Below are 25,572 nucleotides of genomic sequence, written 5' to 3' on the forward strand. Positions count from 1 at the left end.
TTGCAACGGATTGTGCGCTTTTGCCACGCGGTTTTTCATTAGTCTGTCACCGGCAAGCAACGGTTCACACATTGTGTATTGACCGAGACTTGTAGGCATTTTCACGTCTTGCGGGTGCGTCATTCCGCGCTGCCGTTTGTGGGGTCGGTGGCGGCGACGTCGTCAAGCTTCCGATAAAGCGTGGAGCGGCCGATCTTCAACCGTCGCGCGACTTCCGACATCTGTCCGCGATAATGCCCGATGGCAAAGCGGATGATCTCGTGCTCCATCTCGTCCAAAGGCCGCACATCGCCGGCCGCATTGAGCAGCGCGAGCGTGCCATTGGTCGCCAACGGTGCAATGGGTATTTCACTACCTGAAATCGTGACCGGCTGGGCGGGATTGATCGGTGGCGAGACCACCAGCGGTTCGGCGGGCGCGTCCGGGACGATCGGGGATTGCGCATTGATCAGCGGAAAATCTGCAATGCCGAGCTGTTCGCCCTCGCTGAGCACGACAGCGCGGTACACGACGTTCTCGAGCTGGCGGATGTTGCCGGGCCAATCGGCTTGCGACAGATACGCCATCGCTTCGCCGCTGATGCCCGTGATGATGCGGTTTTCCTCCGCGGCAAAGCGCGCCAGAAAATGCCGCAGCAGATGCGGAACGTCTTCGCGCCGCGCGCGCAAAGGCGGGATCGTCAGCGGCAGGACGTGCAAGCGATAGAACAGATCCTCGCGGAAATGCCCGGCCTTCACATGGTCCAGCAATTTGCGGTTTGTCGCGGAGATGATGCGGACGTCGACCTTGACCGGCCTGCGCCCGCCGACCACCTCCACCGTCCCTTCCTGCAGCGCGCGCAACAGCTTGACCTGCGCGCTCAACGGCAGCTCGCTGACCTCGTCGAGAAACAGCGTGCCGCCATGGGCCTCGACGAATTTGCCGGCGTGGCGCTCGGTGGCGCCGGTGAAGGCGCCTTTCTCATGACCGAACAGAATCGATTCCACCAGATTGTCCGGGATTGCGCCGCAATTGACGGCCACGAAAGGTCTGGACTTGCGCTCACCGCTGCCGTGGATGGCGCGCGCGAACAATTCCTTGCCGACGCCAGATTCGCCTTCGATCAGCACGGGAATCGAGGAGGCGGCCGCCTTCTGCGCGGTGCGCAGCACAGGGGCCATCGCCTCGCTGCGGGTGATGATGTCGGCAAAGCTCAGGCGGCCTTCGCGGCTGTGCTTGATGCGCTGCAACTCGCCTTTCAACGCCGACGTATTGAGCGCGTTGCGCAAGGAAACCTGCAGCCGCTCGAGGCCGACCGGCTTGACCACGAAATCGTGAGCGCCGGCGCGCATCGCGGACACGACATTGTCGATGCCGCCATGAGCGGTCTGCACGATGACGGGCAAAGTGAGGCCGGCTTCGCGCATCTTTGCCAAGACTCCCATGCCGTCGAGACCGGGCATGACGAGATCGAGGACGACGGCGTCGATTGAGGGCGATTCCAGGCTGGTCAGCATGGCCATGACGGCATCGCCGGAATCGACGACGACCGCCTCATAGCCGCATTTTTGCACCATAGCCTCGACGAGGCGGCGCTGTACGGCGTCATCGTCGGCGATCAAAATGGTAGCGGCCATGGCTTTCCCCCCGCATTACGACTATCTGTCTCGAATCGGGGCACTCTCGCCGATGCCACTTAACGCACACTTAAACCTTGTCCTTTGCTCCGGCTGAACACAGGTTTCGAACAAGATGACCTCGCGCTCCACATCTACTCTCCGCAAACCGAACTCCAGCAAGCCCGCCGCCAAAGCCAAGAGTCTCAAAAACAGTCTCAAAAGCCAGGCCAAGAACCAGGTTAAGAGCCCGGCAAAGACCGCCCCCGCCAAGACCGGCAAGTTACCGGAATGGAACCTGACCGATCTCTATGGCGGGATCGACGCCCCCGAAGTGGCGCGTGACCTTGCGAAGATGGACGCCGATTGCGTCGCGTTTGAGACCGACTACAAGGGCAAGCTCGCGGGAGGCACCGCGCGCGAGGATGGTGGCAAATGGCTGGCCGAAGCGGTGAAGCGTTACGAGGCGATCGATGATCTCGCCGGAAGGCTTGGCTCCTTTGCCGGGCTCGTTCATGCCGGCGACAGCGTCGACCCTGCGATTTCCAAGTTCTACGGCGACGTCTCGGAACGGCTGACCGCGGCCTCAACGCATCTGTTGTTCTTTCCGCTTGAACTTAATCGCCTCGACGATGCGGTGCTCGAGAAGGCAATACAGGCGGAAGAGCTTGCGCATTATCGGCCGTGGATCGAGGATCTACGCAAGGACAAGCCGTATCAGCTCGATGACCGCAGCGAGCAGTTGTTTCACGAAAAGTCGCAGACTGGCTTTTCCGCCTGGAATCGGCTCTTTGATCAGACCATCTCGGCGCTGCGCTTCAAGGTCGCAGGAAAAGAGCTCGCGATCGAGCCGACATTGAACCTGCTGCAGGACCGCGATGGGCAAAAGCGCAAGGCCGCGGCCGAAGCATTGGCCAAGACGTTCAAGGCCAATGAACGAACCTTCGCCCTCGTCACCAACACGCTCGCCAAGGACAAGGAGATTTCCGACCGCTGGCGGGGCTTTCAGGACGTCGCCGACTCGCGTCATCTCAGCAACCGCGTCGAGCGCGAGGTGGTCGACGCGCTGGTGGCGTCAGTGCGCGCTGCCTATCCGAAACTGTCGCACCGCTACTATCGGTTGAAAGCGGGCTGGTTCAAAAGGAAGAAGTTGCCGCATTGGGATCGCAATGCACCGCTGCCGTTCGCGCCGAGCGGGGTGATCGCCTGGCCGGAAGCAAAGCAGATGGTGCTGACGGCCTATCGCGGCTTCTCGCCGAAGATGGCCGAGATCGCCGAGCGCTTTTTCACCGACCGCTGGATCGACGCGCCGGTGCGGCCCGGCAAGGCGCCGGGCGCGTTCTCGCATCCCACCACGCCGTCCGCGCACCCCTACGTGCTGATGAATTATCAGGGTAAGCCGCGCGATGTGATGACGCTCGCCCATGAACTCGGCCATGGCGTGCATCAAGTCCTGGCAGCGAGGAACGGCGCGCTGATGGCGCCGACGCCGCTGACGCTCGCCGAGACCGCAAGCGTGTTCGGCGAGATGCTGACGTTCAAGCGGTTGCTGTCGCAGACCAAGAGCTCAAAGCAGCGTCAGGCGCTGCTTGCCGGCAAGGTCGAGGACATGATCAACACCGTAGTGCGGCAAATCGCGTTCTATTCCTTCGAGCGCGCAGTTCATACCGAGCGCAAGAATGGCGAATTGACTGCTGAGCGGATCGGCCAGATCTGGCTATCCGTGCAAGGCGAAAGCTTGGGTCCGGCGATCGAGATCAGGCCGGGTTATGAGAATTTCTGGATGTACATTCCGCATTTCATCCATTCGCCGTTCTATGTCTACGCCTATGCGTTCGGCGACTGCCTGGTGAACTCGCTCTACGCGGTCTACGAGCATGCCGCTGAAGGCTTTGCCGAGCGCTACCTCGACATGCTCGCGGCCGGCGGCACCAAGCATTATTCCGAGCTTCTGGCGCCCTTCGGGCTCGACGCCAAGGACCCGAAATTCTGGGACGGCGGGCTGTCGGTAATTTCCGGCATGATTGATGAGCTGGAGGCGATGGACTGAGGGTTGCGCTTTCCTGCTCAAAAATTAGGTGCGGTTTGCGCCCGATCCCGCCGATGGAACGAATATTATTCTATTTCCTGGTGCCGGCGGGGCCGATGAGCAGAGTTTGACCCGCTGCTTCCAGGATATTGCTCCTGTTTGCCTGTACCTTGGGCAAAGTGGCGCATAGGCGCGCAGTCGGCCGCCGTTGCCCTGGAAATGGGATTGCGCTAATTGCACGGCGGAAACGCATAAGACTGGGGACCCCAATGGCAGACCATGGCGAAGTGGCCTACTCCACGGCGGACGGCAATGATTACGCGGCACATGAGGCGACCTATGAGGGCTTCATCAAGCTGGTGAAATACGGCACCGCGGCGGTTGTCTGCATTCTCGCCTTGATGGCAATTTTCCTGACCTGATCGGTCGACGTTGCGCGCAACGGCGCGCTGCAACGAAGGATTGTCCATAAGCGCCGGTCGCAAAACCGGCACTCGTTCCACCAGATTAGCGCTAATCTGATCGCGCGCGCATGCCTTGCGCCGCCGGAGGCCTTATGAAGATTGCCGTTGCCAAGGAAATCGATCCGGCCGAGCCGCGGGTCGCGGCCTCGCCAGATACTGTGAAGAAGTTCAAGGCGTTAGGGCTGGAGGTCGCGGTCGAGCCCGGCGCCGGCGTCAAGTCGGGCCTGCCGGATACCGAATTTACCGCGGCGGGGGCGACCGTCACCGCGGATGCCGTCAAGGACGCCGACGTCGTCATCAAGGTAAAGCGGCCGGAAGCCTCCGAGCTCGCCCAGTACAAGCGGGGTACGCTGGTCATCGCCATCATGGACCCTTACGGCAATGATGCTGCGCTGAAGGCGATGGCAGAGGCCGGGATCTCGGCCTTCGCCATGGAATTGATGCCGCGCATCACCCGCGCCCAGGTGATGGACGTGTTGTCGTCACAGGCGAACCTCGCGGGTTATCGCGCCGTGATCGAGGCGGCCGAGGCGTTTGGCCGCGCTTTTCCGATGATGATGACCGCGGCGGGTACCGTCCCGGCCGCCAAGGTGTTCGTGATGGGCGTCGGCGTGGCTGGTCTGCAGGCGATTGCGACCGCGCGCCGCCTTGGTGCGGTGGTCACGGCGACCGACGTGCGGCCCGCGGTGAAGGAGCAGGTGGAAAGTCTCGGCGCCAAATTCATCGCGGTTGAGGACGAAGAGTTCAAGCAGGCCGAGACTGCCGGCGGCTACGCCAAGGAAATGTCCAGGGAGTACCAGGCCAAGCAGGCCGCGCTGACGGCCGAACACATCAAGAAGCAGGACGTCGTCATCACCACCGCGCTGATTCCGGGCCGGCCGGCGCCGCGGCTGGTGAGCCTTGAGATGGTCAAGTCCATGAAACCAGGCTCGGTGCTGGTCGATCTCGCCGTCGAGCGCGGCGGCAATGTCGAGGGGGTGAAAAGCGGCGAGACCATCGATGTCGAGGGCATCAAGATCGTCGGCTTTCCCAATCTCGCCGGCCGCGTCGCCGCCTCGGCCTCCGGCCTCTATGCGCGCAATCTCTTGTCCTTCATCGAGACCCTGGTCGACAAATCGAGCAAGGCGCTCGCGGTGAATTGGGACGACGAGCTGGTGAAGGCCACCGCGTTGACCAAGGACGGCAAGGTCATTCACCCGAACTTCCAGCCGAAGGCGTAAAGGAGAGAAGCCAATGGAGCATGTCGCCCAAGCCGTCGATCCCTTTGTATTCCGGCTGTCGATTTTCGTGCTGGCCGTGTTCGTCGGCTATTTCGTGGTGTGGTCGGTGACGCCCGCGCTGCATACGCCGCTGATGTCGGTGACGAATGCAATTTCGTCGGTGATCGTGGTCGGCGCGCTGCTCGCGGTCGGCGTCGGACTGGTGTCGAGCGGGTCGGGCTGGGCGCGCGGTTTCGGCTTTGTCGCGCTGGTCTTTGCCTGTGTGAATATTTTCGGGGGCTTTCTTGTCACCCAGCGCATGCTGGCGATGTACAAGAAGAAGGCGAGGTGACCGCGATGGTGAGCATCTTGCAAAAAGTACCATCGCCATTGCCGGGCGTGACCCGCCTGCGGGGCCGAAGCTTTCGCGGGTGCGGCCAAGGCCGGTTACCGATCGGCGAGGCGAAGACCCGGCAATCCATCCCTCTTCAAACAGTTTGTTTTTCTCTGACGGATGCGCGGATCAAGCCCGCGCATGACGGAGTGCGCGCGCTATGAACGCCAACCTGTCTGCACTGCTCTATCTCGTCGCAGGCGTGCTGTTCATCCTGTCGCTGCGCGGGCTGTCGAGCCCGGCTTCCAGCCGCAGAGGCAATTTCCTCGGCATGGCCGGCATGGCAATCGCGGTTGCGACCACGCTCGCAAGCCATCCGCCGGCCGATGGGATCGCCTGGCTCTTGGTCATCATCGCCGTTGCGATCGGTGGCGGTATCGGCGCCGTGATCGCCCGTCGCGTGCCGATGACTTCGATGCCGGAGCTTGTTGCCGCCTTCCACTCGCTGGTCGGCATGGCCGCGGTGCTGGTCGCGGCCGGCGCCTTTTACGCGCCCGAAGCCTTCGACATCGGCACGCCCGGTAATATCCACACGCAGAGCCTGGTCGAAATGTCGCTCGGCGTTGCCATCGGTGCGCTGACCTTCACTGGCTCGGTGATCGCGTTCCTGAAATTGTCAGCGCGGATGAGCGGCGCGCCGATCATTCTGCCCGCCCGGCATCTCATCAACATTGCGCTCGGCATCGCCTTGATCGTCTGCGTCGTCGGTCTCGTTTTGACCGGCAATGCGGTCTATTTCTGGCTCAACACCGCCATCGCGCTGGCCTTGGGCGTGCTGATCATCATCCCGATCGGCGGCGCCGACATGCCGGTCGTGATCTCGATGCTCAATTCCTATTCGGGGTGGGCCGCCGCCGGTATCGGTTTCACGCTGGGCAATTCGGCGCTGATCATCACCGGCGCGCTGGTCGGCTCATCCGGCGCCATCCTGTCCTACATCATGTGCCATGCGATGAATCGCTCGTTCATCTCGGTGATCCTGGGCGGCTTTGGCGGCGAGACGGTAGCCGCTGGCGGCGCCACGGCCGAGGCGCGACCGGTGAAGCTCGGCTCGGCTGATGATGCGGCCTTCATCATGAAGAATGCGCAGAAGGTGATCATCGTGCCCGGCTACGGCATGGCGGTGGCGCAGGCGCAGCACGCCCTGCGCGAAATGGCCGATACGCTCAAGAAGGAAGGGGTGGAGGTGAAATATGCCATTCATCCGGTCGCGGGCCGTATGCCCGGCCACATGAACGTGCTGCTCGCGGAAGCCAATGTGCCCTATGACGAGGTGTTCGAACTCGAGGACATCAATTCCGAGTTCGCGCAAGCCGATGTCGCCTTCGTGATCGGCGCCAACGACGTCACCAACCCGGCGGCGGAAGAAGATCCGAAGTCGCCGATCTACGGCATGCCGGTGCTGCAGGTGTGGAAGGCGGGCACGGTGATGTTCATCAAGCGCTCGCTGGCCTCGGGCTATGCCGGCATTGATAACCCGCTGTTCTACCGCGACAACACCATGATGCTGCTCGGCGACGCCAAGAAGATGACGGAGAGCATCGTCAAGGCGATGTGATATCTTCTATCGAGCCATGACCATCCTAAAATGGCTCGTCATCCTCGCTGTCCTCGGCTATCTCGGCGCGGTGGCCGTGCTGTTCTTCAACCAGCGCTCGCTCATCTATCCGATTCCGGAGGCGAGGCGAACTGCGCCTGAGGCGGCTGGATTTGGGCAAGCCGAAGAACATCTGCTCACCACGTCCGACGGGGAACAAATCATCGTTTGGCACGTCCCGGCGAAGGCGGGTCACCGGGTCGTGCTCTATTTCCACGGCAACGGCGACATTCTTGCAGGACTGGTCGGCCGCTTTCGCGAGATCACGTCTGACGGCACCGGCCTCATCGCGGTGTCCTATCGCGGCTATGCCGGCTCGAGCGGCAGCCCGAGCGAGCTTGGGCTGCTGCAAGATGCCGCGGCCGCTTACAATTTTGCGCTCGCGCGGTATGCTGCGAGGCGCATTGTGCCCTGGGGCTTTTCGCTGGGCAGCGGAGTCGCGGTGGCACTTGCGGCCGATCATCCGGTCGGCGGGCTGATCCTGGAAGCGCCCTACACCTCGATCGCGGACGTCGCCGCCACGCTGTTTCGTTGGGCGCCGGTACGCTATCTGCTCAAGGACCGTTTTCGCTCCGATGAGTGGATCGCCCGCGTGAACGCGCCGCTGCTCGTCATGCACGGAGACAGGGACCTCACGATTTCGATCTCGTTCGGGGAACGATTGTTCGCTCTTGCGCATGAGCCCAAGCAATTCGTGCGATTTCCCGGAGGCGGGCACAACGATCTCGACCAATTCGGCGCCATCGAAGCAGCAAGGAAGTTCATTGCGGGTTTGCGGACTTAACTGGACGAGCAAGTCAGGCCTCGCACTGGCTCTCTCGATCTTCATGCTGCTGCTGCCGAGGAATGCCTATGCTGGAACGGAGCTTGATGGCGCGGCGATGCCGTGGCCGTTTGCGCTTCCCTTCGCCGGGCTGCTGCTGTCGATCGCGGTGGGGCCGCTGCTGGTTCCTAAGTTCTGGCATCGTCAGTATGGCAAGATCGCTGCGGCCTGGTCGGTGCTGACGCTTGGCTTGCTGGTCTGGTTCGCCGGCGCTGCCTCCGCGCTCGCCGCCTTTGTGCATGCGCTGCTCGGCGAGTATCTCAGCTTCATCGTACTTCTGTTCGCGCTCTACACGGTGGCGGGCGGAATCCTGGTGAGCGGTGATCTCAGAGGCACGCCGTGGATCAACACCGGCATTCTCGCGCTGGGCACAGCCATCGCAAGCATCGTTGGGACGACGGGCGCAGCGATGATCCTGGTCCGGCCTTTGATCCGCGTCAACCTGTCACGGCCGCACAACGCGCATGTCGTGGTCTTCTTCATCATCCTTGCCGGCAATGTCGGCGGCGCGCTGAGCCCGCTTGGCGATCCGCCGCTTTTCGTCGGCTTCCTGCATGGCATCGATTTCTTCTGGACCGCGCGGAACATCTGGCTGCAGACCGCAATCGTATCGGGCTTGCTGCTCGCCGTCTTCGCAATACTCGATGTTTGGCGTTTCCAGGCCGAACCGCGGGTCACCAAAATCGGTGTACGGCGGCCGATCAGAATTCGAGGTCTCGTCAACATTGCGTTGATCGCGGCGATCATCGCAAACGCGCTGATATCGGCAATATGGCGCCCGGGGATCGCCATCGACATCCTTGGCACCAGGCTGGAGTTGCAGAACGTGGTCCGGGATGCGGTCTTGCTCGCGATCGCGGGCTTGTCCCTTTGGCTCACGCCCGACGAGCACCGCGAAGCCAATGATTTCAATTGGGAGCCCATCCGCGAGGTGGCCAAGCTGTTCGCCGCGATTTTCACGGCGATCATGCCGGTGATTGCCATGCTCCATGCGGGCCGCGACGGTGCTTTTGCCTGGCTATTCTCGGCGGTCACCGCGAGCAGCGGCGCTCCCCAGGAGGTTGCCTATTTCTGGTTCACGGGATTGATGTCGGCGTTTCTCGACAATGCCCCGACCTATCTCCTGTTCTTCGAACTCGCCGGCGGAGATCCCAAAGTCCTCATGGGGAAGCTCTCGGGCACGCTCGCCGCGATCTCGATGGGGGCTGTCTACATGGGCGCCCTGACCTATATCGGCAACGCGCCGAATTTGATGGTGGCCGCGATCGCCACCGAGCGCGGGATCAGGATGCCGGGATTCTTCGGCTACATGCTGTGGACAGGCGCCGTGCTGATTCCCTTGTTCTTGCTGCTCACCTTCCTGCCCATCGCGCCGGTCCTCAGCCTGGAATGAGAAAATTCGACTGACCTTCCGTGCTTGGCTGCAATGCCAGATTGAGCGGGTCTCCGTCTACCTCACCGTGGCGGCCATAGTCGGGATGACTGCCGCCCTGCTTTCGCGCATAGTCGGGCTTCAGTTGCAAGGATCCCGTTGCGATGAGCGCACATGCGGCGATGCCGAGATCGGCATGGATTTTCCCGGCGCTGGCCGTCCTGCTGTTCGCGGCCGTGACCGCCACGCATTATGATTTCACGCCGTCGGCAGTTGGGCTGTTATTCGCAGCGGTGCTGCTGGTGATCTTGTTCGGCACGGTATTCGCCGCCGTGCATCACGCCGAGGTGATCGCTCACCGGATCGGCGAGCCCTACGGCACGCTGCTGCTGACGCTGTCCGTGACCATCATCGAGGTGGCGCTGATCGCAACCATCATGCTGGGCGAGAAAGAGGTGCCGACCCTCGCCCGTGACACCGTGTTTGCGGTCGTCATGATCGTCTGCAACGGCCTGGTCGGGGTTTGCATCTTCATCGGCGGCTTGCAGTACCGCGAGCAGGATTTTCAGGTCCCCGGCGCCAATCTCTATCTCAGTGTTCTTTTCACTCTGGCGACCATCACCCTGGTGCTCCCCAATTACACCCTGACCACGCCGGGGCCGATGTTCTCCGAGGCGCAGCTCGAATTCGTCAGCGTCGCCACCATCCTGCTCTATGGCGTGTTCCTCTACACGCAGACCAGCCGTCACCGCGACTATTTCATCAAGGAGAACGCCGATTCCGCGGAGGGTGGCGCGCCGGTTTCCAGTGCCATGCTGGGCTTGAGCGTCGTGCTGCTTCTGGTCTCGCTGCTGTCAGTGGTGTTGCTCTCGAAGAAATTCTCCCTCGTCGTCGATGCGGCGACCGCCGCAATCGGTGCGCCGCCGGCCTTTGCCGGGGTCGTGGTGGCGTCGTTGATTCTATTGCCGGAAAGCGTGGCCGCGGTGTCCGCCGCGCGCAAGAACGATCTGCAAAAAAGCATCAACCTCGCGCTGGGTTCCTCGCTCGCCACCATCGGGCTCACCGTCCCGGCGGTCTCGGTGGCGGCGTTCACGCTGGACAAGCAGCTCGTACTCGGGCTGAACGGTCAGAATATGGTGGAGCTCTTGCTCACCTTCATCCTGAGCATGCTGACCTTCGGAACCGGGCGCACCAACATTCTGTTCGGGCTGGTCCACATGGTGGTATTTGCGATATTCATTTTCCTGGTATTCGTGCCGTAACTGGAGACACCCCCGATGCTTGCCGCCACGTCAGAAGTTCAGGTCGATACTCCGGAGGTCCGGGTGACCCAATGGCGGCTCGCGCCTGGAAGCTCCACCGGCCATCACACCCACGGCATGGACTATGTGATCGTGCCGGTGACCACAGGCGAAATGACCATCGTCGCTCCCAATGGGGAGCGCTCCAAGGCGCAACTTGGGATCGGCAAATCCTATTTCCGGAAGGCTGGGGTTGAGCATGATGTGCTCAACGAAACAGCATCCGAAATCGTGTTTTTGGAAGTAGAATTGAAGCGTTAATCCAGCGTTTACGGAATTAATCCAACGTTTACGGAATTGCCATCGATCCGACGCAGTTGATCCCTGAATGTGCCTCAAAGTTCCCCCATCACTGCCGCTCGGGGAGTGGCCGGAATGCTGAAATACCTCACCAAACTCGCGATGGACATTCTCCCGTCGGTCGTCGCGACCGTGCTCGGGGCGTATATCGTCAATCACTACATTTCGAATAAGCCAGCGGCCGACACGCCAGCCGCGGCTGTCTCGTCTGCGCAACAATCAAAGCAGGCTGACACCGGCGCCACGCCTCAGCCGGGTGTCAAGGCCAAGGGCATTTCCGAAAAGGCGATGATGGAGAAGGCGGCGGCCGAGCGGCCCGCCGAGGCCAAGCCTGCGGAAGCGAAAGCGGCTGAGACAAAGGCGACTGAGACAAAGGCGACCGAAACAAAGGCGACCGAAACGAAGGCAGCCGAGACGAAGTCCGGCGAGAGCAAGCCGACCGAGACGGCAAGCGCTCCCACGGAGTCGCGCCGTCACCTGTTGTTCTCGCGCGAGAAGGAAAAGGCGGTGGCCAAGGCCGCGCCCGCTCCGACGCCTGCGGCTGTTGCCAGCGCTCCCGCCGCGACGCCGGCGAACCCCGCCGCGGCATCTGGCCCGACTCCGACGGTTGAGGCGTCCGTGGCTCCTACCGAAGAGCACCACGATGCTGCGGAGCTTGCGCGCGCGGCCATCGAGCGGCTGCGTGGGATGAACGAGAGCGCATCGCGCTCCCCGGAAGCTGCGCGTGCTGTGGAGGCGCCCAAGGTTCAGGAGGCGCCGCGCACGGTTGCGGTCGCGCCGGTGCGGCCGCTGCCGCCGCCGATCACGGTTTCCACGCCGCCGGTTGATCCGGTCGCCTCGGTGCCTCCGCCAGCCTATCCGCCTTATACGGCCTCGGTCGGCAACGATGATCCCAACCGGCCGGTCCCGCCGGCGGACATTCCGCAGCCGCCGGCCCAGGCACCGCTCGACCTGCGGGCAGACGCTGCCGTTGCCCCCAGTCCGCGCGACCACGCCCGTAATGTCGCCGAAGATATGCTGTCGGCGGCGAAGTCGATGTTCCACGCGGTCATACCGGGCTCGAACTCGCAGAAGTTTACGGAATAGGGGACGCGTCGCCGTTGTTGCGGCGGGCCGGATGTGTCCCTGAAACTTCTTCCGTTTTACTCTATGGCGTGTGGCTAGCGCTCTTCGTCACGAGCGCCGTGTGAGCCGATACCCGTCGTCCATCAGCGACGAACGGATTTCGCAGAGCCGGCCGCGAGACATCCCGAATTGAGAGACACTGGAATCGCGGCTGCGCAAGGTGAGGGCGTGCTTGCTTTCACCGGCGGGACGCTGCGTAAGAAAAAGCAGTTTGCAAAAATAATAACGCGGACCCGTTCGGCCCGCGTCACCGCATAGCAGATCCGAGAAAGTTCGTATCAGCGCATGCCGCGCGGGGGAGCGCCCGCACCGCCACGGCCCGCGCCGCCACGGTCAGCACTAGCGCCGAACGCCGGCTTTGGCTTCATCGGCAGCAGGCCTTCGCGCTGCAGCTTCTTGCGCGCGAGCTTGCGCGCACGGCGCACGGCTTCGGCCTTTTCGCGGGCCTTCTTCTCGGATGGCTTTTCGTAATGGCCGCGGAGCTTCATCTCGCGGAAAATGCCTTCGCGCTGCATCTTCTTCTTCAGCGCCTTGAGGGCTTGATCAACATTGTTATCGCGAACGAGTACCTGCACCCGGCATCCTCTTTTCAGTAAATCGGAATGGAATTGGCTAACGTAAGGGGCTGGCGAAAGGCCTCGCCCATTACCTCGAGCGGGCGGATGTATCAGACAAAAGCGAAATTGTCCACCGTCGCGGGCCGCCCTGGCTGCGTTTAAGCGGAAAAATCGCTTCTTTTTGACCGCGATCAGCCCGATTTTGATGCGTGAGCCATCACCTGCGTCACATGGCCCATTTTGCGTCCTGGCCGCGGCTCTCCCTTACCGTAGATGTGAACGGTCGCGCCGGGAACGGTGAGCCATTGCGGGTAGGAGTGAATCTCGTCCCCGATCAGGTTGATCATGGTGACCTCGCCGTGACGCACGGGTTTTCCGAGCGGCCAGCCGGCAATTGCGCGGATGTGCTGCTCGAATTGCGAGATCGAGGCCCCGTCAAGCGTCCAATGGCCGGAATTGTGCACCCGCGGCGCAATTTCATTGACCAGAACCTTATGACCGGTCGCATCCGCGAGCACGAACATCTCCACGGCCAGCACGCCCACGTAATTGAGGGCGTTGGCAATCCGTCCGGCGATGTCGCGCGCTTGCGCCGCGAGGCTATCGGGGATTGCGGCTGGTGCGCGCGAGACTTTCAGAATGTGGTCGCGGTGTTCGTTCTCGGTGACATCGAAGCATTCGACATTGCCGTCCGCCGCGCGCGCCGCGATCACGGAAATCTCCCGCTCGAATGGGACGAAGGCCTCGAGGATCGCGGCTTTGGTCCCAAGCTCTTCCCAGATCCGGTCCAGCTCATCATCACGGTCGCGGATGAGGGCTTGGCCTTTGCCGTCATAGCCGAAGCGTCGGGTCTTCAGCACCGCGGGGACGCCGATGCGCGCGACGGCTTCGCGCAGCGAGGCGGCCGAGGTGACATCGGCGTAAGGGGCCGTGCCGATACCCAGTCGCGTCACAAAATCCTTCTCGGCAAGGCGGTCCTGGGTGGTCTCCAGGATCTTCCGGTCCGGCAGCACTGGCCGGCGCGCGGAGAGGATCAGCGCGGCCGCAGCCGGAACGTTCTCGAACTCATAAGTGATGACGTCAACGTCGTTGGCGAACAACTCGAGCGCCTCGACATCGGCATATTCCGCGCAGACCGCGTTCGCCACCACGTCGAAGGCCGGCGAGTCCGGATCTGGCGAAAACACCTGACAGCGCAGGCCCAGCCGGGCTGCCGCCATGGCCAGCATCCTGCCCAATTGTCCGCCCCCGAGGATTCCGATCGTGTCGCCGGGTTTGAGCTTCACCTGAGAGAGAGATGTCACGCCTTGTCCTCCGGCCGCTCGGCGACCGCGTCAGTCTGCTGCTGGCGCCACGCGGCAAGCCGTGCCGCCAGCGCGCTATCCTCAAGCGCCAGCACGCTCGCAGCGAGCAGCGCCGCATTGATCGCACCCGACTTGCCGATCGCGAGCGTTCCCACCGGCACGCCGGCCGGCATCTGCACGATCGAATAAAGCGAATCCAGGCCCGAAAGCGTCTTGCTCTCGATGGGGACGCCGAGGACCGGAAGTTCGGTAAGCGAGGCCGTCATGCCCGGCAGATGGGCCGCGCCGCCTGCGCCGGCGATGATGACCTTGAAGCCAGCCGCCTTGGCGCCCTTGGCGAAAGCAAACAGCCGGTCCGGGGTGCGATGCGCGGATACGATCCTTGTATCGCAGGCAATGCCGAGCGCGGCGAGCGTGTCGGCGGCGTGGCGCATGGTTTCCCAATCCGACTGGCTTCCCATGATGATGGCTATTGGCGCGGGCATGAGGTCAATTCTTCTCGGGAATCCAGAAACATAGGCCTAAGTATAGGTTCAGGCCCGACAGCGGCAAGGCGTGGCAAAGGAAGGGGAATGCACTATCCTGTCTCGGCTCATCCCGGCAAGCCTCATCGGCGTGCCGCAGTTAAGGATATGTATGAAAAAAAGGACCAGGGCACGGGCGCGCCCGTCTGCCGTAAAGAAGCGCCGCAAAGGAACCGGAACCGGGTCCAAGAGGCCACCGCGCAAAATCCCCCCGAAGGGCCGTTCACCTGCAACCACCGACCGTGCCAAACAGACCATCCGACAGCTCAAGGCCCAGCTTGCGCAGGCCCACAGGCGGATCGAGGAGCTGCAGGCCTCGGCCGAAACCGATTTCCTGCTGAACATTCTCAATCGGCGCGGCTTCGAGCGCGAGCTCAACCGTTCCATCGCCTATATCAAGCGCTACCAAGCCACCGGCGCGGTGATCATCCTCGATGTCGATCGCCTCAAGCCGATCAACGATGCGTTCGGGCACGCCGCAGGCGATGAGGTGCTCAAGGCGGTGGCGACGGCGCTTGGCCGGCAGGTTCGGGCATCCGACGTTGTCGGGCGGCTTGGCGGCGACGAGTTCGCAGTGCTGCTATGGAATCTGAGCGAAACCGATGCGCGGGCCAAGGCTGCCTCGCTGGAGCAGTCCATCGATGAGCTGAGCTTCGTGTTTCAGGGACGCACCGTCACGGCCGGCGCATCGGCAGGTGTTGCCATCCTGGGGCCGCACACGGATGCAGCGCGCGCGCTCGAAGCAGCGGACGCTGCGATGTACCTGCGCAAGGCGCAACGGCGCCGCGAGGAGGAAAAGGCTGCGCTTTAGAGCATGATCCGGACCCGGAGGGTCGCGGTAGCGCAAAGTGTGCAGCGGCTTTCCGAAAACATGCCCTCGGGCTCGACCCGGGGAATCATCTCTAACGAAAGCTAGGAGCGCGATGACGATTCAACATGATCTCATCGCGCTCTAAAGCTCGCCCAGATCATCTGGGACGCGGCCGAACTTTTGTAGAAGCCGCGCGTCGCTGAACTCGCCGAGCATCGGGTCGCCGCTGCGGCTGAACGCCACCGCGCCGATATTGCCGGGCAGCCGCGACAACAGCTCGGCACGCCGCAGCGCGGTTGCGGGGCTCTGGCATTCCTCGGCGGCGCCCGCGATCGGCGCGCCGCCGTCGTCCTGTGCGAAAGGCATTGCGACATAGTAGGTGACATCAGCCATCGCTTCGCTCCCGTCTTGAAGGATCACGCGGCACTGCTTGTGGAGCCCGTCAGCTTTTTCGGCATACAGCCGGACGAGATCGCAGCCTGCAATTCCGCAAGCTCAGCTTCCAGATATTCGTTCGCCATGATCAGCGCCTTGATGGTGCTACGCATGTTGCCGTCGCACATGGCAATCGCCTGATCGCAGGCCTCTTCGTAATGGCTGTTGTCGAAAGGTGATACGGACATGCTGATGATCCTTGCTCGACCTCCTGTAATGTTCTCTTTTTGTTCTTTCGGAGTCAAGCGAGAAAAACCTGCCGACGAACGCGGCGACGAGAAAATCTTTGGCCCAATAATCGAGCTGAAGGCTTTAAGGATCAGGCGCCGGTGCGATCCGCCGCGCGGGCCTACGCGATGATGTCGGGAGTGATCTGGTCTTCGATGAAGGCGATACGGTCGCGCAACAGCAGCTTGCGCTTCTTCATGCGTTGCAGTCGCAACAAGTCCGGCGCGGGCGATTGATGCAGGGCATCGATGGCCGCATCGAGATCGCGATGCTCTTGCTGCAATCGGGCGAGCTCGGCCTGGAGTTCGCGCTCATCTTCGTTGGTCATGTTGCACGATAGCCGAAAAACGCGATGAGGTTGCGAAAGGCTGTGGAAAGCCTGTGGGAAATATCAACCCTGCAGCCGTCTTCCGCAAGCCGCCAAACGTGGTGCCGCGCATGAGAACAAGCCAAGCCTGTGATTCCGAAAGCGGAAGGAGCATCCGGTTCCTTGCTCACGCTTCGTTACGCATGACAGTCAAAAATGACGGCACTGATTCGGATCCCCATCGACAGATACCGGGACTGGTGTAGACTTCGCCGTCCCGATCGAATCTTGAGGTTCATCCTACCGAGGAGGTTTCGAATGGCAATTCAGGCACATCTCGTTGAACTGGAGCGGAAACACAAAATCCTTGAAAACGAGTTGCACGAAGCCCTTCTACACCTTTCAACGGACGACCTGGAAATAGCCGAACTGAAGCGCCGGAAACTGATGGTGAAAGACCAGATCGAGCGCTTGAAGAATCAAAGCGACGAGACCTTACACTAACTCTGCACTGTAAAATCCGCGGATCGGCCCGGAGAGGCGGTTCGCTATCCGGGCGGATCGCGGCGACTTCTTCCCTTCACCACTCATCAACCATAGCTCCGCGCCGACGCGTGTGGGGCTATTTGCTTGCGAGTTCGCCGACATGGTCGGCGATCGCGAGCGATGATGTGAGCCCCGGCGATTCGATTCCGAACAGGTTGATCAATCCGCCAACGCCGTGATCGCGCGGCCCTTGAATCACAAAATCCTGCACGGCGACTGATGGGGGCACGATCTTCGGACGCATCCCGGAATAGCTCGGCATCAGTGCCCCATCCGGCAGCGTCGGCCAGTACTTTCGAATTGCCGGATAAAACCGTTCCGCACGTGCCGGATTCACTGCGTAGTCGATATGGTCGACCCACTCGACGTCAGGACCGAAACGCGCCTGCCCCGCCATATCGAGCGTGAGATGCACGCCAAGCCCGCCGGGCTCGGGCACCGGATAGATGAGACGCGAGAACGGCGCCCTCGCGCTGCAACTGAAGTAATTGCCTTTGGCCAGATAGGGCGTCGGGACCAGCTCCTGCGGCATGCCCTCGATCCTGCGTGCTATCTCCGGCGCGGAAAGGCCGGCCGAATTGATCAGCAGCGAACATTCCAGCGTCATCGGCGCGTCGCCGCCGGCGTCGATTTCGATGCGATCGCCTTTCACGCGCGCACGAAGCAGCGGGGTATGAAAGGCGAAGGCCGCGCCCGCGTCCTCGGCGTCGCCGCGCAAGGCCAGCATATAGGCATGGCTGTCGATGATGCCGGTGGAGGGCGAGAGCAGCGCCGCCTCGCAAGCGAGCGCCGGCTCCAGCGCCCGCGCCGCCGCGCCGGACAGAAGTTGCAGGTCGTCGACGCCGTTGGCCTCGGCATGGGCGCGGATCGACTGCAACCTGTCGGTTTCCTTGCCGCTTGTCGCGACGATCAGCTTGCCGCAATTGCGGTGAGGCACGCCGTGGTCGGCGCAGTAGCGGTAGAGCGCGCGTTTGCCGCTCACGCAGAACCGCGCCATCAGGCTTCCCGCCTTGTAATAGATGCCGGCGTGGATCACTTCACTGTTGCGGGAGGAGGTGACGGTGCCGATTCCCTCGGCGGCCTCCAGCACGATGACTTCGCGGCCGGAAAGGGCAAGGCGTCTCGCAATGGCAAGGCCGATGACGCCCGCGCCGACAACGACGCACTCAACCCTGTCCATGGATCGTCCGGGGTCCCGTGGGCTGATTGTATCCGCTGGCGCTGGGGCGATTGCGCGGAACCGGTGACAGCACGCCATCCATCAGAGCTGCTGTTAAGGGACTGGTAATCATGTCAGGGCAATTGCCGTAATTTGAGTCACATTTGGAGGTTATGCGGGTACGCGTTTACCCGATCCAAACCGGTCAAGCCAGACACTCCGTGGTTGAATCCGCGGGTGAATAATGGCTGACAAGAACTGCCAGGTTAGCGGCAGAGTTGTGATCGCTGCGCAGGTCCTTTTGTGCCTGGCCGCCGCTGTCGCGCCGTGTGCGTCGGCATGGGCATTCTCCGAAGAGCCGATCCCGGCCGCGCGGTTAGGCGTCTCGCCCGACGTTGCCTGGGAAATCGCGATCGGAGCGATCGTGCTCAGCGCCTTTCTTGCGGCGGTCGCGCTCTGGACGCATTCGGCGCTGCGGCGGGTCAAGCGCGCGCAGGCGCGGCGCACGGCCTATATCAGCTCGGCGCTGAACAGCCTCAGCCACGGCGTTGTCATGACCGACCCGAAGGGGCGGATCGTTTACCTGAACGACCGCTATCTCGAGCTCTATGGCATGCCGCGATCCGAGCTCAAGGCGGGGATGACCGCACGGGATCTGCTGGCGATCCGCCGCGAACTCGGGCTGCTCGACGTCAGTATCGATGATTTCTACCGCTATGCGGCACGGCCGGAAGGCCTCGTCACCCAACTGCCCGGCGGGCGCAGCGTGCTCGCCAGATATTTTGCGCTCCCGAACGGAGGGTCGATCGCAACCCATGAGGATTGCAGCGAGCAGCGCAAGCTGTCGCGCCAGCTTGCCTCGACCAAGCAGTTCCTGGAATCGGTTCTCGACAACGTGCCGGTCTGCGTGGCCGCCAAGAGCATCGAGGACGGCCGCTACATTTTCGCCAACCGCGCCTTCGAGCGCTTTTCGCGTTTCCCTCGCGATCACATCGTCGGCAAGCGTGCCGAGGAGATCTTCACGCCCAATACCGCGGCGGGCATCGAGGCTGCGGATCGCGCCGCGCTCGAGGCGCAGACCGGCCATTACAGCAGCGAGCTGCTGGTCGAGCGCGGCAAGCAGAAGCGTGTGCTTGCTTCCAACCGGGTAATCGCACGCAACGAGAAGAACGAGCCGGAATTCCTGATCGCGCTGTTCGAGGACGTCACCGACCGCCGTTCGCTGTCGCGCGAATTGGAGGACGCGAAGAAGTTCCTGGAGCTCGTGGTCGACAACATTCCGGTCTCGCTGATCGTCGAGCGTGTCAGCGACGGGCGCTATCTGCTGGCCAACCGCAGCGCCGAAATCATCCTGAACCGCCGGCGCGAAGAGGCCATGGGGCTGACCGCTGCCGATATTTTCAACGCCAAGGAAGCCAAGCTGATCATCGCGCGTGACGAGGCCGCGATCAGGAAACGCGGGCTGATCACCGAGGAGCATCCGATCTCGACCAAGGACGGTCTGCGCCTGTTCCTGACCCGCCGCGCAACCGTCTTGGACGAGGCGGGGCACCCGCAATATCTGATCAAGACCCATGAGGACGTCACCGACCGCCGGCAGACCGAATCCCGCATGGCCCATATGGCCTATCACGATGGCCTCACCGATCTGCCCAACCGCGCCGCTTTCCTGCAGGCCTTGACGCAGATGATCGAGGCCTGCGCCGGCACCGGCGAGGAGTTCGCCGTGCTCTGCGTCGACCTCGACGGACTGAAGGAAGTCAACGACGTGTTCGGCCACGCCACCGGAGACAAGCTCCTGATCGAGGTGGCGCACCGGATCCAGGCGGTCGCACGCGGCGGCGTGGTGGCGCGGCTGTCCGGCGACGAATTCGGCCTGATCATCGACGGCCAGCAGCCCGCTTCCGGCATGCTGCTCGCCGAACAGCTCGCCGAAGTGCTGGGCAAGGAGTTCGTCATCGACGGCAAGATGGTCCGAACCGGCGTGACCACGGGCATCTCCGTGTTTCCCCATAACGGCAACGACGCCGCCTCGCTGCTCGCAAATTCCGGCGCCGCCCTGTTCAGAGCTAAAGCGAAGTCGCGCGGCTCGATCAGCCTCTATGAACCGGAAATGGACCAGCAGATACGCGACCGCCGTGTGCTGCACCAAGATCTGTCGGTCGCGGTGAAAAACGGCGAGCTGACCCTGTATTTCCAGCCGCTCGCATCGGCCGCCGGCAGCGTTGCCGAGAGCAGGATTATCGGCTTCGAGGCGCTCGTGCGCTGGATGCATCCCGCGCGTGGCTTCATCTCCCCTGGCGATTTCATTCCGCTGGCGGAAGAGAGCGGGCTGATCGTCGAGATGGGGGAATGGATTCTGCGTGAGGCCTGCCGAGAGGCCGCTTCATGGCCGACGCCGCTGCAGATCGCCGTCAACCTGTCTCCGGCGCAGTTCATGCACGGCGACCTCGTCGGACTCGTGCATTCGATTTTGATCGAGACGGGGCTGGCGCCCGGCCGGCTCGAGCTCGAGATCACCGAGGGCGTGCTGATCGAGGATTTCGACCGCGGCTTGGCGCTGCTCCGGCGGTTGAAGGCGCTCGGCGTGCGCGTCTCGATGGACGATTTCGGCAGCGGCTATTCGTCCTTGAGCTATCTGCAGGCGTTCCCCTTCGACAAGATCAAGATCGACCGCGCCTTTGTCATCAATCTCGGCCGCAACCCGCAATCGGCGGCGATCGTGCGTGCGGTCATCGACCTCGGCCATGGCATGGAGATGTCGCTGGTCGCCGAGGGCGTGGAGACATCCGAACAGCTCGGTTTCCTGGCCAGCGAAGGTTGCGACGCCGTGCAGGGCTACCTGATCGGCAAGCCATTGCCGATCGCGCAATATGCAACCCTCGTTGGCCGCGAGAATGCCAATGTCATGGAGCCAGTGCGCAAGACCGGCTAGTGGTGGCCTGATTCCTCACACCACCCCAACAGGCGCATGGCGGATTACGATCTGGCGATCATCGGCGGCGGGCTCAACGGCGTCAGCATGGCGCGCGACGCGGCCGGCCGCGGCTTGCGGGTGATTCTTCTCGAGCAGGGGGACCTGGCATCCGGCGCATCCGGCGCGAGCACGCGGCTGGTCCACGGCGATCTCTCGCTGCTGGAAGCTGGTCGCCTCTGGCGTGTCCGCACGCAACTGGCGGAGCGGGCCCTCTGGCTGAAAAACGCGCCGCATCTGGTACGCCCGACGCGATTCGCGATTCCCTTCCATCCCGACGCCCGACCGCCATGGCTATTGCGCGCCGGGCTTTTGCTCTACGACCGCCTCGGCGCCGCAACCGCGTCGCCAGGGTCATGCACCGTCGACGTCACTCATCATCCGATCGGCAACCCCTTGAAGCGGCCGTTCGGCATCGCATTCGAATATTCGGATTGCCTGGTAGACGATAGCCGCCTCGTCGTTCTGACCGCGCTCGATGCTGCCGAACGCGGCGCCGCGATCCGGACCGGCGCACGCTGCGTTCGCGCCGAGCGCACCGATATCTGGCGCCTGGTGGTGATCGATCGCGGCCACCGCCAGGTGATCACGGCGAGGGCGCTCGCCAACACGGCGGGCGCATGGACACCGTCGGTGACCGAAACGACCCTGCGCCAGCCGCCGCCGCGGCAGGTGAGCGCGACACAGGTGAGCCAGATCATCGTCCGCCGTCTGTTCGACACCGACCATGTCTATGTGTTCCAGCACAGCGACGGCCGGCTGATTTTCGCAAGTCCCCTTGAGCGCGATTTCACCCTGGTCGGCACGGTTGCCCACGCCTTCGCGGGCGATCCAGCCATCGTGGCCATGCCGGCCGCCGACGTCGCCTATCTGTGCGATGCCGTCAGCCGCTATCTCCGCGAGCCACTCCATCCGGCCGATGTGGTCAGGGCCGTCTCTGGCGTCACTCTGATCGCCGCGCAAGGCGCCGGAGGCGTGCCGCCGGATGGCATGCTGCTGTTGGACAGCCGCCGGCGCTGGGCGCCCCTGGTCACGATGTTCGGCGGCGAGATCACCACCTCGCGGCGGCGCGCCGAGCGGGCGGTCTCGCTACTCACGCCGTTCTACCCGATGTCGCCGCGCTGGACCGCAAGGGCGAGCCTGCCGGGCGGCGATTTCGTCTGGGACCGCTTCGACCTGGAAGTGGATGCAGCACGTGAGCGCTGGCCCTTTCTCAGCGAAGCCCAGGCGCAGCGCCTGGTCGGCGCCTACGGCTCGCGCTTGCCGGCCGTATTGGTTGGCGCCAAACGGCGCGACGATCTTGGGCAGGCCTTTGGGCCGGAGTTGACGGCAGCCGAAGTGCGCTATCTCATGACCAAGGAATGGGCTCGCTTCCCCGATGACGTCCTGTGGCGGCGTTCCAAGCTCGGCCTGACCATGGAGGCGAGGGATCGCGAGGCGCTTGCCGCGTTCATGGCGGCAGCCTGAATCGGGGCGCGACATTACTCCTCCGTTCAAAGTGCGAGGAAACCGGTTCGTCATGGTTGAGCCGCGGCCCATGCGCCGCTAGCGTGCGGACGAGAGTGGGGTCGAAAGGGATGATGGCTGAGGAACTCGCAAGAACCCATGACGAAACGGAGCCGGGCGCGCCCGCGGCGGAGCTGGGCAAGCCGGAATCGTCCCTGCCTGACGCGGTCGGCATGCCGCTCTTGCGCATCGAAGGTGTGGTCAAGGCATTCGGCGGCGTCCGCGCGGTGGACGGCGTCTCGCTCGATATCCGCGCCGGCGAATTCCTCGCGCTTCTCGGCCCGAGCGGCTGCGGCAAGACCACGCTGCTCCGCATGTTGGCCGGATTCGAGACGCCGGATGAAGGCAGGATGCTGCTGAACGGCCGCGACATCGCGCAAGTGCTGCCGCATGAGCGTCCGGTCAACATGATGTTCCAGAACTATGCCCTGTTTCCGCATCTCTCCGTGCGCGACAACATCGCCTTCGGCTTGAAGCGCGCTGGCCTGTCGCGCGCCGAGATCAAGGACCGGGTGGCGGAGATGGTGGCGCTGGTCAAGCTCAAGGGGCTGGAGAAGCGCAGGCCCGACCAGCTCTCCGGTGGTCAGCGGCAGCGCGTGGCGCTCGCCCGCTCGCTCGCGCGCTGTCCGCAATTGCTGCTGCTCGACGAGCCGCTCGCCGCGCTCGACAAGAAGCTGCGCGAAAGCACGCAAGCCGAATTGATGGAAGTGCAGCGGCGGCTCGGGATGACGTTCATCATCGTCACCCATGACCAGGACGAGGCGATGACGGTCGCGGACCGGATCGGTGTGATGAATGCCGGCCGACTCGCTCAGCTCGCAACGCCACGGCAGCTTTATGAGGCGCCCAGGTCGCGCTGGATCGCCGAGTTCGTCGGCGACATCAACGTCTTCGAAGGAAAGATCGAAGCGCGCGAAACCAGCCGGCTGACGGTTGCGACGCGCGATGCCGGAACGCTCGCGGTCGTCGAGCCGCGCGATGCGATCGGCAAGGCGAATGTTGCGGTCGCGATCCGCCCGGAAAAACTCAAACTGTCGCGCCAGGGACCGGCGGTGGATGTCGCCAGCGCGCATGCAGTCAACCGCCTGGAGGGTGTCATTTCCGATGTCAGCTATCTCGGCGGCACCACGAGCTACAAAGTGAAGCTGGATTCCGGCGCCGTGGTCCGGGCCTCGATGTCGAATACGACACGGCTCGACGTGGATGCCTATGGCTTGGGCCAACGCGTGGTGGTTTGGTTCACGCCGGATGATTGCGTGATGCTGGACCAATGAGCGCGCGCGCCATTTTCACCCGTCCGGCCCGGCTTGCGGCGATCGTGCCTTATCTCTGGATGGTGTTGTTCTTCTTGGTGCCATTCGGCTTTGTGATGAAGATCAGCCTGTCGCAGACCGCGATCGCGCAGCCGCCTTACACGCCGGCGTTCGACCTGACCGCAGGCCTGGCGGCGATCGGCGATGCGCTCGCGGCGCTGTCGCTCGACAATTTCCGCCTGCTGATCTCCGATGATCTCTATTTGCTATCCTATCTGCGCAGCCTGTTCGTCGCCGTCGTCTCCACCGGGATTTTGCTCCTGATCGGCTATCCCATCGCCTATGGCATGGCGCGGCTGCCGCGGCGCTGGCAGGGGATCGCGATGATGCTCGTCATCGTACCGTTCTGGACCTCGTTTCTGATTCGCATCTATGCCTGGATCAACATCCTGCAGCACGATGGCCTGCTTAACCGCGTGCTGCTCGCGTTGCATCTGGTGTCGCAGCCGGTGGTCTGGCTCTCGACCGAAAGCGCGATGTATCTCGGTATTATCTATTCCTATCTGCCCTTCATGATCCTGCCGCTCTACGCGACGCTTGCGAAGATGGATCGGGCGCTGGAGGAGGCAGCCGCCGACCTCGGCGCTTCGCCATTCAAGGTGTTCTGGCTGGTGACGTTCCCGCTGTCATTGCCCGGCGTTGCCGCGGGCGTGCTGCTCTGCTTCATCCCGATCGTTGGCGAGTTCGTCATTCCCGACCTCCTGGCCGGTTCCAATGCGCTGATGATTGGACAGACGCTGTGGCTGGAGTTCTTCACCAACAAGGACTGGCCCGTGGCTTCCGCCGCGGCGGTATTCCTGCTGGTACTTCTGCTCATCCCCTTGTTGGTCTACGACCGCCTGCAGCGGCGGCAATTTGAGGAGGTCAAGTAATGGCGGCCGCGGCAGTGACCGCCGGCAAGGCGGGGCAGCTCTCGCGCTTCAACATCGCCTCGCTTGCGCTGGGGCTGGCCTTTCTCTATCTGCCGATCGTCATTCTGGTGATCTATTCCTTCAACGCTTCGCGCCTGGTGACGGTGTGGGGCGGCTGGTCGCTCAAATGGTACCGGGAACTTTTCAACGACGCCGCCATGATCGAGGCAGCGTGGATGAGTTTTCGGGTGGCTGCGACCTCGGCCACGATTGCAACGATGCTCGGTACGCTTGCCGCGGTCGCACTGTCGCGCGGGGACGGTTTTAAGGGGCGCACGCTGTTTTCCGGCATGCTGTATGCGCCGCTGGTGATGCCGGAAGTGATCACCGGGCTGTCGCTCTTGCTGCTGTTCGTGGCACTCAACGCCGAGCGCGGCTTTTGGACCGTGAGCATTGCTCACACGACGCTGACCATGTGCTTCGTTGCGGTCGTGGTGCAGTCGCGCCTAGCCTCGATCGACAGGAGCCTGGAGGAAGCGGCAATGGACCTCGGCTGCGACCCGCCGCGCGCGTTCCTCGCCGTGACGCTGCCATTGATCGTGCCGGCGATTGTCGCCGGCTGGATGCTCGCCTTCACGCTGTCGCTCGACGATCTCGTGATCGCGAGCTTCACGACCGGACCGGGCTCGACGACGCTGCCGATCCGGATCTATTCGGAAGTGCGCTTGGGGGTGAAGCCCGAGATCAACGCCATCTGCACGCTCGTGATCGCGCTGATCGCGGTGCTCATCATAGTCGCGTCGTTGGCCGCGAAGGTGTCGAGCGCGAAAGGCGAGAGCGCTGCGCCGCTGTAAGCCC

At 63.0% G+C, this 25,572-nt stretch carries 25 protein-coding genes; 17 read left to right on the forward strand and 8 right to left on the reverse strand.

Features of this window, described 5'->3' with window-relative positions; translation table 11 throughout:
• Positions 1-119: 119 nt before the first annotated feature.
• Positions 120-1,616, reverse strand: a complete 1,497-nt coding sequence (locus F758_RS0108085; protein ID WP_024507390.1) for a sigma-54-dependent transcriptional regulator — start codon at positions 1,614-1,616, stop codon at positions 120-122.
• A 115-nt stretch (positions 1,617-1,731) separates the two neighbouring features.
• Between F758_RS0108085 and F758_RS0108090 the strand changes: the two genes are divergently transcribed.
• The 10 genes from F758_RS0108090 to F758_RS0108135 all read left to right on the forward strand — a co-directional run bounded on the left by F758_RS0108090 (position 1,732) and on the right by F758_RS0108135 (position 12,160).
• Positions 1,732-3,645: a M3 family oligoendopeptidase gene (locus tag F758_RS0108090; protein WP_024507391.1), complete on the forward strand. Its 1,914-nt coding sequence runs from the start codon at positions 1,732-1,734 to the stop codon at positions 3,643-3,645.
• A 248-nt stretch (positions 3,646-3,893) separates the two neighbouring features.
• Positions 3,894-4,046 carry an aa3-type cytochrome c oxidase subunit IV gene (locus F758_RS0108095; RefSeq protein ID WP_024507392.1) on the forward strand — a complete coding sequence of 51 codons (153 nt, stop codon included), beginning with the start codon at positions 3,894-3,896 and terminating at the stop codon, positions 4,044-4,046.
• A gap of 134 nt (positions 4,047-4,180) precedes the next feature.
• Entirely contained in the window at positions 4,181-5,308 is a 1,128-nt protein-coding gene (locus tag F758_RS0108100) for a Re/Si-specific NAD(P)(+) transhydrogenase subunit alpha (protein WP_024507393.1), read from the forward strand.
• 13 nt (positions 5,309-5,321) lie between these two features.
• Positions 5,322-5,639 (forward strand): proton-translocating transhydrogenase family protein, encoded by a 318-nt coding sequence (locus F758_RS0108105; RefSeq protein WP_024507394.1) that lies wholly within the window; start codon positions 5,322-5,324, stop codon positions 5,637-5,639.
• A gap of 202 nt (positions 5,640-5,841) precedes the next feature.
• Positions 5,842-7,239, forward strand: a complete 1,398-nt coding sequence (locus tag F758_RS0108110) for an NAD(P)(+) transhydrogenase (Re/Si-specific) subunit beta (protein ID WP_024507395.1) — start codon at positions 5,842-5,844, stop codon at positions 7,237-7,239.
• A 16-nt stretch (positions 7,240-7,255) separates the two neighbouring features.
• On the forward strand, positions 7,256-8,062 hold the full coding sequence (locus F758_RS0108115; protein WP_024507396.1) for an alpha/beta hydrolase: 807 nt from the start codon (positions 7,256-7,258) through the stop codon (positions 8,060-8,062).
• A 97-nt stretch (positions 8,063-8,159) separates the two neighbouring features.
• Entirely contained in the window at positions 8,160-9,494 is a 1,335-nt protein-coding gene (locus F758_RS0108120; protein WP_024507397.1) for a sodium:proton antiporter, read from the forward strand.
• A gap of 143 nt (positions 9,495-9,637) precedes the next feature.
• Positions 9,638-10,735, forward strand: coding sequence for a calcium:cation antiporter (locus F758_RS0108125; RefSeq protein ID WP_024507398.1), 1,098 nt, complete (start codon positions 9,638-9,640; stop codon positions 10,733-10,735).
• A 15-nt stretch (positions 10,736-10,750) separates the two neighbouring features.
• Entirely contained in the window at positions 10,751-11,035 is a 285-nt protein-coding gene (locus F758_RS0108130; protein WP_024507399.1) for a cupin domain-containing protein, read from the forward strand.
• 114 nt (positions 11,036-11,149) lie between these two features.
• The gene (locus F758_RS0108135; RefSeq protein ID WP_024507400.1) at positions 11,150-12,160 is read left to right on the forward strand and encodes a hypothetical protein; all 1,011 of its coding nucleotides are present in this window, start codon (positions 11,150-11,152) and stop codon (positions 12,158-12,160) included.
• 317 nt (positions 12,161-12,477) lie between these two features.
• On the opposite strand, the gene rpsU is transcribed toward F758_RS0108135, so the two are convergent.
• The 3 genes from rpsU to purE form a co-directional block, all read right to left on the reverse strand.
• Positions 12,478-12,774: a 30S ribosomal protein S21 gene (gene rpsU / locus F758_RS0108140; protein ID WP_024507401.1), complete on the reverse strand. Its 297-nt coding sequence runs from the start codon at positions 12,772-12,774 to the stop codon at positions 12,478-12,480.
• A gap of 173 nt (positions 12,775-12,947) precedes the next feature.
• A complete protein-coding gene (locus tag F758_RS0108145) occupies positions 12,948-14,060 on the reverse strand; it encodes a 5-(carboxyamino)imidazole ribonucleotide synthase (protein ID WP_024507402.1) in 1,113 nt (370 codons plus the stop codon).
• Entirely contained in the window at positions 14,057-14,545 is a 489-nt protein-coding gene (gene purE / locus F758_RS0108150) for a 5-(carboxyamino)imidazole ribonucleotide mutase (protein ID WP_024507403.1), read from the reverse strand. Before purE ends, F758_RS0108145 begins: the two co-directional genes overlap by 4 nt.
• 151 nt (positions 14,546-14,696) lie before the next feature.
• Between purE and F758_RS0108155 the strand changes: the two genes are divergently transcribed.
• Positions 14,697-15,395: a GGDEF domain-containing protein gene (locus tag F758_RS0108155; RefSeq protein WP_024507404.1), complete on the forward strand. Its 699-nt coding sequence runs from the start codon at positions 14,697-14,699 to the stop codon at positions 15,393-15,395.
• Between the two features lie 141 nt (positions 15,396-15,536).
• Here F758_RS0108155 and F758_RS0108160 read toward each other — a convergent pair whose 3' ends face one another.
• The 3 genes from F758_RS0108160 to F758_RS0108170 form a co-directional block, all read right to left on the reverse strand.
• A complete protein-coding gene (locus F758_RS0108160; RefSeq protein WP_024507405.1) occupies positions 15,537-15,788 on the reverse strand; it encodes a hypothetical protein in 252 nt (83 codons plus the stop codon).
• 23 nt (positions 15,789-15,811) lie between these two features.
• The gene (locus tag F758_RS0108165; protein ID WP_024507406.1) at positions 15,812-16,018 is read right to left on the reverse strand and encodes a hypothetical protein; all 207 of its coding nucleotides are present in this window, start codon (positions 16,016-16,018) and stop codon (positions 15,812-15,814) included.
• A 161-nt stretch (positions 16,019-16,179) separates the two neighbouring features.
• The gene (locus tag F758_RS0108170; RefSeq protein WP_024507407.1) at positions 16,180-16,386 is read right to left on the reverse strand and encodes a YdcH family protein; all 207 of its coding nucleotides are present in this window, start codon (positions 16,384-16,386) and stop codon (positions 16,180-16,182) included.
• Between the two features lie 297 nt (positions 16,387-16,683).
• Between F758_RS0108170 and F758_RS0108175 the strand changes: the two genes are divergently transcribed.
• Positions 16,684-16,869 (forward strand): YdcH family protein, encoded by a 186-nt coding sequence (locus F758_RS0108175; RefSeq protein WP_024507408.1) that lies wholly within the window; start codon positions 16,684-16,686, stop codon positions 16,867-16,869.
• Between the two features lie 118 nt (positions 16,870-16,987).
• Here F758_RS0108175 and F758_RS0108180 read toward each other — a convergent pair whose 3' ends face one another.
• A complete protein-coding gene (locus tag F758_RS0108180) occupies positions 16,988-18,091 on the reverse strand; it encodes an NAD(P)/FAD-dependent oxidoreductase (RefSeq protein ID WP_024507409.1) in 1,104 nt (367 codons plus the stop codon).
• A 223-nt stretch (positions 18,092-18,314) separates the two neighbouring features.
• On the opposite strand from F758_RS0108180, the gene F758_RS0108185 reads away from it, so the two are divergent.
• From F758_RS0108185 to F758_RS0108205, 5 genes are all read left to right on the forward strand, one after another.
• Positions 18,315-21,005 (forward strand): sensor domain-containing protein, encoded by a 2,691-nt coding sequence (locus tag F758_RS0108185; protein WP_024507410.1) that lies wholly within the window; start codon positions 18,315-18,317, stop codon positions 21,003-21,005.
• A 36-nt stretch (positions 21,006-21,041) separates the two neighbouring features.
• Positions 21,042-22,511 (forward strand): glycerol-3-phosphate dehydrogenase, encoded by a 1,470-nt coding sequence (locus tag F758_RS0108190; RefSeq protein ID WP_024507411.1) that lies wholly within the window; start codon positions 21,042-21,044, stop codon positions 22,509-22,511.
• Between the two features lie 113 nt (positions 22,512-22,624).
• Complete coding sequence (locus F758_RS0108195) at positions 22,625-23,824, forward strand: ABC transporter ATP-binding protein (RefSeq protein ID WP_024507412.1); 1,200 nt, start codon at positions 22,625-22,627, stop codon at positions 23,822-23,824.
• Entirely contained in the window at positions 23,821-24,735 is a 915-nt protein-coding gene (locus F758_RS0108200) for an ABC transporter permease (protein ID WP_024507413.1), read from the forward strand. Before F758_RS0108195 ends, F758_RS0108200 begins: the two co-directional genes overlap by 4 nt.
• On the forward strand, positions 24,735-25,568 hold the full coding sequence (locus tag F758_RS0108205) for an ABC transporter permease (RefSeq protein ID WP_024507414.1): 834 nt from the start codon (positions 24,735-24,737) through the stop codon (positions 25,566-25,568). Before F758_RS0108200 ends, F758_RS0108205 begins: the two co-directional genes overlap by 1 nt.
• The last annotated feature ends 4 nt before the right edge of the window (positions 25,569-25,572 follow it).

The organism is Bradyrhizobium sp. ARR65, from assembly GCF_000472385.1.
Classification (GTDB): domain Bacteria; phylum Pseudomonadota; class Alphaproteobacteria; order Rhizobiales; family Xanthobacteraceae; genus Bradyrhizobium.

Bases quoted from the DNA above. Each gene is read 5' to 3' on its own strand.
- F758_RS0108085 (WP_024507390.1), bottom strand. From the start codon at position 1,616: ATGGCCGCTACCATTTTGATCGCCGACGATGACGCCGTACAGCGCCGC.
- F758_RS0108090 (WP_024507391.1), top strand. From the start codon at position 1,732: ATGACCTCGCGCTCCACATCTACTCTCCGCAAACCGAACTCCAGCAAG.
- F758_RS0108095 (WP_024507392.1), top strand. From the start codon at position 3,894: ATGGCAGACCATGGCGAAGTGGCCTACTCCACGGCGGACGGCAATGAT.
- F758_RS0108100 (WP_024507393.1), top strand. From the start codon at position 4,181: ATGAAGATTGCCGTTGCCAAGGAAATCGATCCGGCCGAGCCGCGGGTC.
- F758_RS0108105 (WP_024507394.1), top strand. From the start codon at position 5,322: ATGGAGCATGTCGCCCAAGCCGTCGATCCCTTTGTATTCCGGCTGTCG.
- F758_RS0108110 (WP_024507395.1), top strand. From the start codon at position 5,842: ATGAACGCCAACCTGTCTGCACTGCTCTATCTCGTCGCAGGCGTGCTG.
- F758_RS0108115 (WP_024507396.1), top strand. From the start codon at position 7,256: ATGACCATCCTAAAATGGCTCGTCATCCTCGCTGTCCTCGGCTATCTC.
- F758_RS0108120 (WP_024507397.1), top strand. From the start codon at position 8,160: ATGCCGTGGCCGTTTGCGCTTCCCTTCGCCGGGCTGCTGCTGTCGATC.
- F758_RS0108125 (WP_024507398.1), top strand. From the start codon at position 9,638: ATGAGCGCACATGCGGCGATGCCGAGATCGGCATGGATTTTCCCGGCG.
- F758_RS0108130 (WP_024507399.1), top strand. From the start codon at position 10,751: ATGCTTGCCGCCACGTCAGAAGTTCAGGTCGATACTCCGGAGGTCCGG.
- F758_RS0108135 (WP_024507400.1), top strand. From the start codon at position 11,150: ATGCTGAAATACCTCACCAAACTCGCGATGGACATTCTCCCGTCGGTC.
- purE (WP_024507403.1), bottom strand. From the start codon at position 14,545: ATGCCCGCGCCAATAGCCATCATCATGGGAAGCCAGTCGGATTGGGAA.
- F758_RS0108155 (WP_024507404.1), top strand. From the start codon at position 14,697: ATGAAAAAAAGGACCAGGGCACGGGCGCGCCCGTCTGCCGTAAAGAAG.
- F758_RS0108160 (WP_024507405.1), bottom strand. From the start codon at position 15,788: ATGGCTGATGTCACCTACTATGTCGCAATGCCTTTCGCACAGGACGAC.
- F758_RS0108165 (WP_024507406.1), bottom strand. From the start codon at position 16,018: ATGTCCGTATCACCTTTCGACAACAGCCATTACGAAGAGGCCTGCGAT.
- F758_RS0108170 (WP_024507407.1), bottom strand. From the start codon at position 16,386: ATGACCAACGAAGATGAGCGCGAACTCCAGGCCGAGCTCGCCCGATTG.
- F758_RS0108175 (WP_024507408.1), top strand. From the start codon at position 16,684: ATGGCAATTCAGGCACATCTCGTTGAACTGGAGCGGAAACACAAAATC.
- F758_RS0108180 (WP_024507409.1), bottom strand. From the start codon at position 18,091: ATGGACAGGGTTGAGTGCGTCGTTGTCGGCGCGGGCGTCATCGGCCTT.
- F758_RS0108185 (WP_024507410.1), top strand. From the start codon at position 18,315: ATGGCTGACAAGAACTGCCAGGTTAGCGGCAGAGTTGTGATCGCTGCG.
- F758_RS0108190 (WP_024507411.1), top strand. From the start codon at position 21,042: ATGGCGGATTACGATCTGGCGATCATCGGCGGCGGGCTCAACGGCGTC.
- F758_RS0108195 (WP_024507412.1), top strand. From the start codon at position 22,625: ATGGCTGAGGAACTCGCAAGAACCCATGACGAAACGGAGCCGGGCGCG.
- F758_RS0108200 (WP_024507413.1), top strand. From the start codon at position 23,821: ATGAGCGCGCGCGCCATTTTCACCCGTCCGGCCCGGCTTGCGGCGATC.
- F758_RS0108205 (WP_024507414.1), top strand. From the start codon at position 24,735: ATGGCGGCCGCGGCAGTGACCGCCGGCAAGGCGGGGCAGCTCTCGCGC.